12 protein-coding genes and 2 rRNA genes are annotated in these 12309 nt (G+C 36.4%); 8 read left to right on the forward strand and 6 right to left on the reverse strand.

All coding sequences use genetic code 11. The features are described from left to right. A 23S ribosomal RNA gene (locus tag ACFYKT_RS21895) occupies positions 1-173 on the forward strand; the annotation flags it as partial. Positions 174-353: 180 nt separating this feature from the next. Then, a 5S ribosomal RNA gene (rrf, locus tag ACFYKT_RS21900) occupies positions 354-470 on the forward strand. Positions 471-600: 130 nt separating this feature from the next. On the opposite strand, the gene ACFYKT_RS21905 is transcribed toward rrf, so the two are convergent. The 3 genes from ACFYKT_RS21905 to ACFYKT_RS21915 are packed head-to-tail and all read right to left on the reverse strand — an operon-like array spanning position 601 to position 2984. Next, positions 601-1104 carry a hypothetical protein gene (locus ACFYKT_RS21905; RefSeq protein ID WP_389224196.1) on the reverse strand — a complete coding sequence of 168 codons (504 nt, stop codon included), beginning with the start codon at positions 1102-1104 and terminating at the stop codon, positions 601-603. A gap of 55 nt (positions 1105-1159) precedes the next feature. Next, complete coding sequence (locus tag ACFYKT_RS21910; RefSeq protein ID WP_389224200.1) at positions 1160-2473, reverse strand: DUF4179 domain-containing protein; 1314 nt, start codon at positions 2471-2473, stop codon at positions 1160-1162. Further along, positions 2466-2984 (reverse strand): sigma-70 family RNA polymerase sigma factor, encoded by a 519-nt coding sequence (locus tag ACFYKT_RS21915; RefSeq protein WP_389224203.1) that lies wholly within the window; start codon positions 2982-2984, stop codon positions 2466-2468. The genes ACFYKT_RS21910 and ACFYKT_RS21915 overlap by 8 nt, the downstream gene beginning before the upstream one ends. A gap of 394 nt (positions 2985-3378) precedes the next feature. Here ACFYKT_RS21915 and ACFYKT_RS21920 point away from each other — a divergent pair, with 394 nt between their 5' ends. The 6 genes from ACFYKT_RS21920 to ACFYKT_RS21945 all read left to right on the forward strand — a co-directional run bounded on the left by ACFYKT_RS21920 (position 3379) and on the right by ACFYKT_RS21945 (position 9781). Continuing rightward, positions 3379-3699, forward strand: a complete 321-nt coding sequence (locus tag ACFYKT_RS21920) for a Spo0E family sporulation regulatory protein-aspartic acid phosphatase (RefSeq protein ID WP_389224206.1) — start codon at positions 3379-3381, stop codon at positions 3697-3699. 380 nt (positions 3700-4079) lie between these two features. After that, positions 4080-6056: a methyl-accepting chemotaxis protein gene (locus ACFYKT_RS21925; RefSeq protein WP_389224208.1), complete on the forward strand. Its 1977-nt coding sequence runs from the start codon at positions 4080-4082 to the stop codon at positions 6054-6056. Positions 6057-6140: 84 nt separating this feature from the next. Next, positions 6141-6563, forward strand: a complete 423-nt coding sequence (locus tag ACFYKT_RS21930; RefSeq protein ID WP_389224211.1) for a hypothetical protein — start codon at positions 6141-6143, stop codon at positions 6561-6563. A gap of 402 nt (positions 6564-6965) precedes the next feature. Continuing rightward, complete coding sequence (locus ACFYKT_RS21935; RefSeq protein ID WP_389224214.1) at positions 6966-7346, forward strand: hypothetical protein; 381 nt, start codon at positions 6966-6968, stop codon at positions 7344-7346. Between the two features lie 288 nt (positions 7347-7634). Further along, positions 7635-8285: a transcriptional regulator gene (locus ACFYKT_RS21940; RefSeq protein WP_389224217.1), complete on the forward strand. Its 651-nt coding sequence runs from the start codon at positions 7635-7637 to the stop codon at positions 8283-8285. A 386-nt stretch (positions 8286-8671) separates the two neighbouring features. Further along, positions 8672-9781, forward strand: coding sequence for a M24 family metallopeptidase (locus ACFYKT_RS21945; RefSeq protein WP_389224220.1), 1110 nt, complete (start codon positions 8672-8674; stop codon positions 9779-9781). Positions 9782-9826: 45 nt separating this feature from the next. On the opposite strand, the gene ACFYKT_RS21950 is transcribed toward ACFYKT_RS21945, so the two are convergent. Genes ACFYKT_RS21950 through ACFYKT_RS21960 form a run of 3 tightly spaced genes read right to left on the reverse strand, consistent with a single transcriptional unit; the run spans position 9827 to position 12309 of the window. Next, entirely contained in the window at positions 9827-10543 is a 717-nt protein-coding gene (locus tag ACFYKT_RS21950) for an ABC transporter ATP-binding protein (RefSeq protein ID WP_389224223.1), read from the reverse strand. After that, positions 10540-11310: an ABC transporter ATP-binding protein gene (locus tag ACFYKT_RS21955; RefSeq protein ID WP_389224226.1), complete on the reverse strand. Its 771-nt coding sequence runs from the start codon at positions 11308-11310 to the stop codon at positions 10540-10542. Before ACFYKT_RS21955 ends, ACFYKT_RS21950 begins: the two co-directional genes overlap by 4 nt. Positions 11311-11337: 27 nt before the next feature. Then, positions 11338-12309 carry a branched-chain amino acid ABC transporter permease gene (locus ACFYKT_RS21960; protein WP_389224229.1) on the reverse strand — a complete coding sequence of 324 codons (972 nt, stop codon included), beginning with the start codon at positions 12307-12309 and terminating at the stop codon, positions 11338-11340.

The raw sequence follows: 12309 nt of genomic DNA on the forward strand, positions 1-12309 counted from the left end.
TGCGGAAGGGATAAGTGCTGAAAGCATCTAAGCATGAAGCCCCCCTCGAGATGAGATTTCCCATAGCGTCAAGCTAGTAAGACCCCTGAAAGATGATCAGGTTGATAGGTTTGAGGTGGAAGCGTGGTGACACGTGGAGCTGACAAATACTAATCGGTCGAGGACTTAACCAAAAACGAAAGGCGAAGGCGACTGTTCAGCTTTGAGAGACGTTGGAAAGCCAGCACTGCAAATCCCGCTTTTGGATTTGTAGGGATGGATTGAAACGGCCGAAAAGCTAGGAGCCGTAGCTGGACAAAATGATGTCTGTCTGTTATCTAGTTTTGAAGGAATAATCCTTCAACTAAAAATAGTCTGGTGACGATAGCGAGAAGGTCACACCCGTTCCCATCCCGAACACGGCAGTTAAGCTTCTCAGCGCCGATGGTAGTTAGGGGCTGTCCCCTTGTGAGAGTAGGACGCCGCCAGGCAAAAAGGGTATGCCAAATACAATTTTGGTATACCCTTTTTTATTACAGTAATCTCTAACTTTTCTTCAAAAGGTTTATTAAAATAATAAAGGGAGTAATTATTTAACTCCCATATATAACAAATAAGTCTCTATTTTTCTGAAACATTTACCACGGTAATTCCTAATAACTGTTCCTCTAAATAAGGCTTCAATTTCCATTTACCTTCTCTGATTGGTTTAATATTTGCTACAATCTTTACTAAGTTATCTGAATCCGGGATCATTTTTTCCTCAGTAGTTGCTTCTTGAATTTCCCCTGTCGCTATTAAGAGTTCTTCACCTTTATTTTTTTCGCTTATCCCGTAAATATCTACTGTTTTTCCTATTAGTCCTTGTGCATCAGCCCAATAATACCAAGTATATGTTTTTTCTGTTTCCACGCGAAAAACCTCATTATTTACAAAGGCAAATTTCCCTATCTCACCCGTAAAATTTAGTGAGCCAATTCCAAATGTTTCATTGTTATACCAGCTTTTATATTCTTCATGGGTTGCGAAGTTTTTTGTTTCTACTTCTGCATTCTCTTTTTGATTAGAACAGCCTGCAGTGAATGTAACAAATATAATTGTTCCTACTATTATTATTTTCTTCATTTACCTATTCCTCTCAAAATAATCTATTTTATTTGTAAAGGATCAACGCTTTCTACTATTTAATCTCTATCTTTACATTTTCTTGGATGGTTGTTGGGTAATCTAAAAGTTCAACTTTGATTGGCCCAGGAGCAGCTTCCTCGGGTAAATAAGGAATATAATACGTAATGTAATTATTAACAGGTGACATCCCTGCTCCGAATGATTTTCCAAAAGCAATGGTGTCTCCATTCGAATCAACTGCATACATGAAGATTTGCGTGTTATATTTATTAGGATTGATTTCAAGTTTTATGGCAAGTTCGTCTTTTCTTCTATAAACTTCAGATATCTTTCCGTCCTTTGGCCCTTTTAATATAATTTCCTTTATCGGATCAACTTCTACCCATATATCATCTTTATCAAGCGCACGAAGGGAGTTGAATTGTAAAAAGAGTTTTTTAGGATTAGAGAAATAATTACTTTCTAAATAGATGATCGTTGGCTCCTTTCCATCAGGAAGACCATCTAGATTCATCATCCCCCAGGCAACGCCATTCTCATCCACTAGCTGTAAATCAGTAAATCCAAATATCTTTTTTGTGTTTTCTGGGTTATATGTAATATGCACAGCTGTTTTAGTTGGGAATAATTCTATCTTTTTAATCGTCATTTTTTGATTTTCTACCTCAACTGTTTTGTTTAATTGAAATGTTTTCTTCGAAGCAAATTTTTCTTTATTTAAAGTAAAGGGGACATCAATGGTTTTATCAATAAGAACCCCGTTTTTGCTAAATTGAAAAGAAAGTATGAGATCCTTTGGGAGGCTCTCGTTTTCAGGTAAGGTATATCTTCTTTCAATTAGAGAATCATCATTTGTTTGCGAGTTTGGATGCTGATAACTCATATAATGGAGCTCTTGTCCTTCTTTATCTATCAACATAATATTTTCAGGAAAGATCTTATCTGCCTCATCTAAAGCTTGGAATTCATAGAATACAATTAATGAATTTTCATCATGGACAATCGAATCTAATTTAACTTCTATTCCACCATATGTCTTTGAAACTCCGACCTTTTGAATATAGTCATTCTCAGCAGCAGCTAATAATCCTTTATCATAACGGACGAACTCAATTACTTTTTCCATGCCTGGTATTGTTGAAAAGTAGTCTGCCATTGGATCGGATACATTGATCGACGAAATAAAACCTATAATAATGATACTTGCTGCAAGAAGTGTTTTAATTGGAAGGTGATTTTTCTTTTTTAAATCCTTTGCACGACTCATTCCTTCAAGGATGGCACGATTAGCTAGATCATCTGAGATGGATAGATGGTTGAACGCCTCTCCTGACCTTTCCAATTCTCTCTCTTCTTTTTCAAACATTTATCCCACCTCTTTCTCCTAATTGATCCCGCAGTGCTTTTAATCCTTTATATAACCATGTCTTAATTGTACTTTCAGGACTATCTAGAATTTCCGCGATATCCTTTATTTTTAGGTCATGATAATACTTTAGAATAATGACTTCTCGAAGGTGTGCATCAATTTTTTCTAACGCTTCTTCAATCTCTAAGGGCTGGTTATAATTCACTGTTTCTGCAATGTTGTCTAATAAACTTGTATCTGCGATTGACTTTTTCTTGTGAATTTGGTCATGGCAGTAGTTGATCATAATACGAATAAGCCAGGTTGAGAAATATTCAGGCTGCTTCACCTTCTTAATCGAACGATAGGATCTAAATGTTACTTCTTGAAGTGCTTCTAATGCATCGACTTCATTATGTAAATAGGAGATTGCTATTTTTAATAAGCGAACCTTGTGAAGTTGCATCAGCTCGTAAAAGGCACCATCATCCCCCTTTTTTGCCAGTTTAATAAGTTCCTTAACTTCCAATTCGACTCTCCCCTTTTTTCGTTCTCATTGTTAGACATTTGAGGTTAGTAAAAAGTCTTAAAAAAACTCTATTTATATAGGGTAATACGATAATTTTAATTACTGTAATTATCTGAATACATTTACTTTTATTTTGATCTTATTACTAATATAATGATTTGCTCTTATGGAAATATTCTTCAAGATGGAGATGAGTAATATCCAAGAGTATGTGTAATGATTTAGTAGCTTACTATTAATATTCCACTATTATTTGACTATTTTTTGAAAAATGCCACTATTATTTTTCGCATTCACAAGAATAGTGCTCTATGTTAATATCAGTAATGTTTTGGGAATACTTGTTACTGTAACCATTTCAAAAGGGATAAATCAAATAAAAGTGAGGCATGAAATGAAAACAAAAAATGATTTTCAAAGTGAAAATATGAAACTCTTAATGGAAATATTTAATCTTAAACTTACTTTAAGAGAGCTATATATGCAAAAGGGGCCAGCGAGTTCAGACTATATTTCACAATCAATCAAGTTAAATGTGCTTATCAAGGAATACTTTGAAGAAAAAACATTAAGTTTGATCAGTATGTCAAAAGCTGAACTAATTGAGATTTGGAAGCAAAAAGGCTTTGAACACCTTGAAACGATTTCGGCCAGCCAAGAACTTGATGAATTAATATTCAAATATCAAAAGTTACAACAGCTTGGTTCATTTTAATAAAATGGGTCCTTAAAGGGATTATTACCAATCTTAGGTTATTTGAAATTAAATAACACCATCGCAAAATATGTAGAATTGTGTTGAATTATGTTTAAATAAGATTTATGATTAGTTTGTACTATTAAGACTGTTAAAAGCATTGAATACTCAAGGGAATAAGCCATGAATCTGTTAGAATAAAGATAATAAATTGCTAGATATCTTTAGACTATGACGAATGTTACAAATTTTGAATATGATTGAAAGTGGGAGTCCTTTGGCTATTCTATGTTACTAGAATAGCTTTTTTTAAATGACACTTACCTTTAGATAATAGTCTAGGAAAGTGTTTTCTTTTGTAAGAATGGTCTAAAGAATTTAGAGAAGAGGTAAGTTTGATGAAAAGTATCTTGTCTTTTTTTAGAAATATAAAAACGAAGTTAATTTTTGCCTTTGCTATTATATTGATTATTCCTGGAGTCACGATTGGATCACTGGCTTACTTAACTGCAAAAGACACAGTAGAGGATGAAATGTTGTCTGGAATAGATGATAATATTTCTTTCTTAAATTCAACTATTGATAAAACAATACAGCCTAAGATACACGATATTGATTATCTTTCTAAAGGTGCAATTTCTCAACTCTATGAAGGAGATAGCAGTCCTGAACTACGGCAGCGTTTAAGTCAGTATGCTCAATTGCATCCTGAAGCTCAAAGTGTTTTTGTAGGAACGGACACTGGCTTATTTATTCAAGAACCGCAAGTGAAGATGGCTCCTAATTATGATCCTAGAAAAAGAGATTGGTATAAAGAAGCAATGGCCCAAAAAGGAGAGACAGTTATATCTGATCCTTATGTTTCTGCAGGTACTGACAAGATGGTTATCACGGTTTCTCGTACAACAGAGGATGGGACAGGCGTTGTAGCAGTTAATATACACTTAAGCTATCTGCAAGAGCTGACGAATCAGGTAAAGATTGGTGATGCGGGATTTGCCGTTCTTTTAGATGAAAATAAGAAGTATATCTCCCACCCAACTAGTACTCCAGGCAGCGATGCGACTGAAGATTATAATGAATTGTATTCACAGGAAAAGGGACGCTATGAGTTTTCCTTAGAAGGTGATAAGAGAGTAATGAGTTTTGTCACTAACGAAATAACTGGCTGGAAAATAGGAGGGAACATGGTTGCTTCAGAAATTACTGATGAGGCAGCACCTATTTTTCATAATACAGTAATAGTGATAATAATTGCCTTCATTATCGGTGCAGTGGTCGTCTTCTTTATTATAAAATCAATCATTAAACCGCTTAAAGAATTAAAGAATAAGGCCCTGACCATTAGTAAAGGGGATTTAACAGAGCATATAGATGTACAGTCAAATGATGAAATTGGCCAATTAGGGATTGCATTTAATGAAATGCAAGGAAGCCTAAGAAGCTTAGTTCAGCAGGTGGAGCAAAATGCTGAACAAGTTGCAGCATCTGCGGAAGAATTAACAGCAAGTGCAGAGCATACAACTAGTGCAACGGAACATGTATCAGCAGTAATCCAAGAGGTGGCTAGCAGTGCAGAGAAACAAATGAATGATGTGGACAAAAATGCTCAAGTCTTAGCTGAAGTTTCTGCAGGTGTCACTCGAATTGAAGAAAATTCTTTAAAGGTTTCTGAACTTGCATTACTTACAACTACACAAGCAGAAATTGGCGGTCAAGCAGTAACAAATACTGTTAATCAGATGAATTTTATTCATGATTCTGTAGAAGAGTCGAATAAGATGATTCAATCCTTATACGAAAACTCTAAAGAGGTAAGTACTATTTTGGCCGTAATTACAGGAATTGCCGAACAAACCAATCTGCTTTCATTAAATGCAGCAATTGAAGCAGCGAGGGCTGGTGAACATGGCAAAGGGTTTGCAGTTGTTGCAGATGAAGTAAGGAAGCTTGCAGAGCAATCCCAGGTATCAGCTAAGGAAATTCATGAAATTGTGCAAGGAATTCAGAAGGATACTGAAAGCTCTGTTCAAATTATGGCACGAGTTACTAGTGATGTACAAAATGGAATGCAAATTGCAACTGAAGCCATAGATAAATTCAACCAAATTCTTCAGAGTACAAAAGAGATCACTCCACAAATGGAAGAGGTTTCTGCAACCGTTCAACAGATGTCATCCGCTATTCAAGAAGTAACAGCTACCACGAAAGAGCTAACCATACTAGCAACAGGGAATGCTTCAACTTCAGAAGATGTCGCAGCATCTACGGAAGAGCAATTGGCTTCAATGGAGGAAATTTCCGCCTCCGCAAAATCTCTTTCGATTATGGCTGATGAGTTAAGGGAATTAATTTCTAAGTTTAAATATGAATAAAGCTTTATCTTTATCATCAAAAAAATTCATCTTCTCTTTCATTTGTAGTATCATTTATTCTATGAATGAAGGGAAGTGGGTTAGATGAAATTCATTAAATTCTTAATAATAACGATCGTACTGTTAGGTGCAGCAGGTTATGCTGTTTATTATTTTGGAACAAATATGGCTTCAGAAAAGCTAATGGAAACAGTAACGACTGAATTAGAAAACAGTGGTGAAATCGAGAATATAAAGAAGACTGTTGAAAGTGACCCTGAACTCCAATCATTTTTAGAAGAAGCAAAAGCAGCAGATACTGAAAAGCTTCCATTTACAACGAAAGAAGAAGCGACAAGAGTGTTAATTAAAAAAGTGGGTATTTCAGAGCTTAATGATATTCGAGTGAAAGTACAAGAGGGGTCTGCCTCTAAGGAAGAAATCCTTCAAGACATTCAAGAAAAATTATCGGATGAGGAGATACTGGCCTTAAAAGTAATTGCTTATAAGGAGTTATATAATAAATAATTTATCGTTCTGGGGGGCTCGCTGAGTCCTTTTTTTTGTAAAGAATATTTAAAAGCATCTGCTCACAACCAAGTATGTAAATGTTGGTCCGCTTTATAGAACGTACGTTTGTTTTGTGTTATAATAATCATATAAATTTAGAAAGGGGTATGATAATTTAAGGTGAAAAAATGAAGTTATGAAAATACTCAATAGTAAACATAAGTATCAAACCCTAGCTAACATTACAGAAAGATTCATCTCCGGGATCACAACGTAATATTTACCAATACTTCTTTTGTACTAACTAAACCCCTATAGAATAAACTCTAAGTTCAAAGTAAACCTTAATCCAATCTTTTTTGTTTAAAATTTTCAATTAGAATCCTGTATAATAAATACTAACTAACCGAGGTGAATAAATTGGAAAAAGAAATTATGGACATGCTTATAGCAATGAAACAAGAAATGACTGAAATGAATCAAAGATTTAAAGATGTGAGAGAAGAAATGAACCAAGGTTTAACGGATGTAAGAAGCGAAATGAGTCAAGGTTTAACAGAAGTAAGAAAGGAAATGAATCAAGGTTTTACAGAAGTAAATAAAAGATTTGATTCCGTAGAAAAGAATCTCAGTGAAACATTTTCTGCTGTGCGGGGTGGTTTTCTTGATCAAGATAAAAAGTTCGATGAAGTCGATAAAAAAATTAAAGAAATGAAAATACCTGAGACGAAGTTAGGTTTCATAACTGATAAATTGATCAAATTAGAGGAGGATGTTTACACATTAAAGCATCGTTCATGAGTGAATTTACGTATGCTGGATTCATTGCCCAATGCGTGTAGAACTAAGGTTTAATTATCATAGTGAATTGTTAACTGATACTAAATTATTTCTATCTTCCAGATAAGAAATTATTTCTAGATACCCCCTATGCCCCACCTCTCAAAATTATCATTTCAGAAAGAGTCTACTCGAACTCAAAAATAATCAATAAAGCCGCTTAATCATTTCAACACCATGTATCAACATAATGGTGGTTGCATTGAGGTGGCTTTTTTACTAAACATAAATTGGAAAGGAGCATTTGTAATGTCCGCGTTACGTTTTGAACAAAAATTTGAAGAATGGATGGAGGATAATATATCAAATGAAAAAAATCACAGAAGACGAGAAATTCTTGAAAGGGGCTTAGGTCATGGAACTATAGAATTTCTACGATTGGTATGGTTCCCGACTGTTGGGAATTTCGATCAATTGTATCCTGAATGGGAAGTGCGTGATTTTAATAATGGGTACCGTTACCTTGATCTTGCTTATATGCCCGGGGGAGCGAAAGGGGGTATTGAAATTCAAGGGTTCGGCCCCCATGCTAGAGATCTTGACGTAAGGCGATTTAAGGATTTATGCTGGAGGCATTCTTTATTAGCGCTTGATGGTTGGACGTTTTTACCTATAGCGTATTTATCCATAAAAGATGAGCCACAAAGATGTCAGCAGCTTATTCTTGCATTTATTGGAAAGTTTATCTCAACTGATGTGGAATCGCAATTGCCTTGGCTTGAAGCAGAGGCAGTGCGGTTTGCACGCCGATTGATACGTCCAATAACTCCTCTAGAGTTTGCCAATCATCTCAGGATAAGTGATCGTCATACTAGACGCATTTTGCATAAACTGGTCGATTTACAAATTATCACAGTTGCGAGTGGGAAAGAGCGAGCAAGGTCTTATAAGATTAAATAAATCTTAATCTCTCAGTGGACAGAGATTCCGTTATTACTACAAAATTCATCCATTTGAGCGTATTAAAGGACACTGAATCCCTTATTTGCTAAAAATCATAAGAATTATCCCTCATTTTGATTAATAACGGAACCATAGTCCGTTATCTACTAAAAATCACCCTTGTTTACCAATATAACGGATCTACAGTCCGTCTTATCCCTTTAATCGTGATTAGGGAATACAGCAACCATAAAAATACTAGCGAAAGCCAAGCTTCATATTAAAGTTGATCTATTCCTGGCATAAATATTGCATAATTAAACTATGAACAATAAAAGGAAGGAGTGGAAATTGAAAGGTTCATAGATTCCAGGGAACAAATTAACGCTAAAGGGTGATTTTATATGAATGAACATTCTCAAAACCGATTAGCTTCATTAACAAATTATTTGGAAACTCTACAGGTAGATTTGGCAATCATTAAAGATCCGAAAAATGTCTTCTATTATACGGGTTTTTATTCTGATCCACATGAACGGTTTATGGCATTAGTGATTGATCTTAAAAAGCAAAGTAGATATTTATTTGTTCCTTCATTAGATTTGGAAATGGCTGAGCGAGATTCGTGTATTCAAAAAATTGTTCCAATATCCGACGAGGTAAATTCATATCAAGTATTGAAAGATGCTATAGGCGATGGCATTACAATGCTCGGACTTGAGACAAAGGTAATTTCATTATTCCAGCAGGAGCAGCTGAATGAATTCTTTGGGCAATTCAGTTATCAAAACATTGGTGAGTTTATTTCAAGTCAGCGAATGAAAAAGTCGCAAGAGGAGTGCAATAAAGTTCAGCATGCGATCCATATCATTGAAAAGGTTATGGCAGAGGGAATAAAAAAAGTGAAAGAAGGGATGACTGAGCAAGAACTTACAGCAGAACTAGAATATTTAATGAGGAAGTTTGGCGCAGAAGGTCCATCGTTTTCATCTATCGTACTTTCAGGTGCTAATGCTGCCTTACCGCATGGACAACCGGGGAGTAAGACGATTAATAGAGGAGACTTTTTATTAATTGATATGGGTGTCATCGTTAATGGCTATTGTTCAGATATTACTCGTACGTTTGTTATAGGGGAAGAGACGGCTAAGCAAAGAGAGATTTACAATACCGTCCGTCACTCGACTCAAGCAGGAGTAGAAGCGGCAAAAGCAGGCATTCCCATTGGACAAATTGACATCGCAGCCCGAAATGTCATTAAAGATGCTGGCTATGGACAATACTTCAATAACCGTGTAGGACATGGACTCGGGATGGATGTGCATGAAGAACCCTCTATACATGAAAATAATCACGCTTTAGTAGAGAGCGGCTTATTATTTACGGTGGAACCTGGCATTTATATCCCGGGATATGGTGGAGTGCGCATTGAAGAAAATGTCTATATTGATGAAAACGGAAAGGGGAAGGTTCTAACTTCCTTTCCAACAGAATTAATGCGTATCGGATATTAATGAAACAGAGAAAAACAGCATATCGATGATGCTGTTTTTCTCTAATTAAGCCCCTAAATAAGCCTTAATAATTTTATCATCCTCACGCAAGACTTCAGCAGAATCATGCATGACAATATTGCCAATCTCGATTAAATAGCCTCTATTTGCTAAGCGAAGGGCAGCTTTGGCATTTTGCTCAATTAATAGAATGGTTGTGCCTTGCTCATTAATTTCCTTGATAATCCGCATGATCTCCTGGACGATTATCGGGGCAAGTCCCATAGAAGGCTCATCAAGCATGAGAAGCTTTGGATTGCCCATCAGTCCACGGCTAATGGCAAGCATTTGCTGCTCTCCGCCGCTTAAAGTGCCAGCCAGTTGTTTGGATCGTTCTTTTAAGCGTGGAAAAAGATCAAAAGAACGTTCGATACCTTCTTTTATCCACTTCTTATCTTTTCTAAATGTAAATGCCCCTAATTCTAAATTCTCAATGATCGTTAGTCCGCTAAAGATCCTTCTTCCCTCCGGAATATGGATAATGCCAGATTCGACTACTTTATGTGGAGGCATACCAACAATGCTTTTGCCATTCCATTCAATCTGTCCTGACTTTGGCCGGATAATGCTTGAAATTGTTTTTAAGGTCGTGCTTTTGCCTGCGCCGTTACTGCCTAATAGCGCAACGATTTCCCCTTCATAGATTTCAATATTAATATTATTTAAGGCATGGATTTTTCCGTAATAGGAATTGACATCAGTTAATTTTAACAATGGCTTCAAATGGCATCCTCCTTCCCTAGGTAGGCTTCAATGACTTTTTCATTATTAAGCACCTCTTCAGGGCTGCCTTCCGCTATTTTACAGCCATAATCAATAACAGAAATTTGTTCAGAGATTTGTTTGATTAGACCCATATCATGTTCAATCATTAATACTGTAATATTGTATTCATCGCGAATCCGCCTGATCAGCTGAATCAAATATTGCTTTTCTTCATAATTTAACCCGGCAGCCGGTTCGTCCAAAAGTAAAAGCTTAGGCCTGGTTGCGAGGGCACGGGCAATTTCCAAATAACGTTGTGCACCATATGGCAGGTTTTTCGCGGCCCTTTTCGTATACTTTCGAATGCCGACAAAATCAATGCATTCCAGTGCAACTTCTTCTATTAATCTTTCCTCTTCCTTCTGGCTTTTTGTTCGAAACAAAGCGCCCCATACCGCTTGCTTTGTTCGGCAGTGCATACCTGATTTGACATTATCTAATACAGATAGATTTGGAAATAAACGAAGGTTTTGAAAGGTTCGTGCCATTCCAAGTGTTGTGATCTGACTAGGTTTCCGATTGACCAAACTGATGCCGTCTAATTCAATTGCTCCACTCGTCGGCCGATAAAATCCTGTAATCATGTTAAATACAGACGTTTTTCCAGCGCCGTTTGGACCGATGATACTAGAAATCGAGTTTTGCTCTACCGTAAATGATAAATCATTGACAGCAAGTAACCCGCCAAACTGCAGTTTCAACTGATTAACTGTTAATAAAGACATGCATTTCCCCTCTCTTTCGAACGCAAATTACTTAGATATAGAAATGGATTGATTGGGATCCTCTGTTTCAATATCATCCACATCTTCTGTTTTATTCTTCGTTGGCCAAATGCCTTGAGGACGGAAAATCATCATGATGACTAAAGAAATACCAAATATTAAATAGCGCCAATCCTCTACTCCTCGCAAAAGTTCAGGGAGAATAATGACAAGGGCTGCACCTATAACTACTCCAGGAATACTGCCAAGTCCCCCTAACACAACAGCAAGTAGAATCATAACGGACTGTAGGAAGCTAAAGCTTAATGGTGCAATTGCACTCATCTTGACAGCAAAGATGGAGCCTGCAAAGCTACCAATGACAGCACCTGTCGCATAAGAGAGTAGCTTAAGTTTGATTCGATTAATGCCCATTGCTTCAGCAGCATCTTCATCCTCGCGAATATAAACCCAAGCCCGACCAATCCGCGAATGGCCTAATCGATAAACAGCAATGATGGAAATAATAGCAACAATCAGTATTAAAAAGTAGAAATCCCTTTGTGATGACATAATATAGCTGCCAATCGCGGGTCTAGGTATTCCATAGATTCCAGAAGCGGAACCGGTAATTTCTAAATTAGTTGCCAATATTTTCACGATTTCACCAAAGCCTAGTGTAACAATGGCTAAGTAATCACTTCTTAAGCGAAGGGTAGGTGTACCAATGATAACCCCTGCGATTGCAGCAAACAGAAAAGCGACGGGAAGAGTTAACCAGAATGACCAGTGAAAGGTTGTCATTAAAATGGCTGTTGTATATGCACCAACTGCAAAAAATGCCGCATAGCCCAAATCAAGCAAACCAGTATAGCCAACAACTATGTTTAAGCCTTGCGTGAGAACAACATAAAATAGGACAAGTGTTAACACATCCAACCAATAGCTATTTAAAAGAAATGGCAGGATGAACATACAAATGACAAGTAGAAAAAGGGAAGGCTTCTTATACTTTTTCAT

The sequence above is a fragment of the Cytobacillus mangrovibacter genome (genome assembly GCF_042865275.1).
Classification (GTDB): domain Bacteria; phylum Bacillota; class Bacilli; order Bacillales; family Cytobacillaceae; genus Cytobacillus; species Cytobacillus mangrovibacter.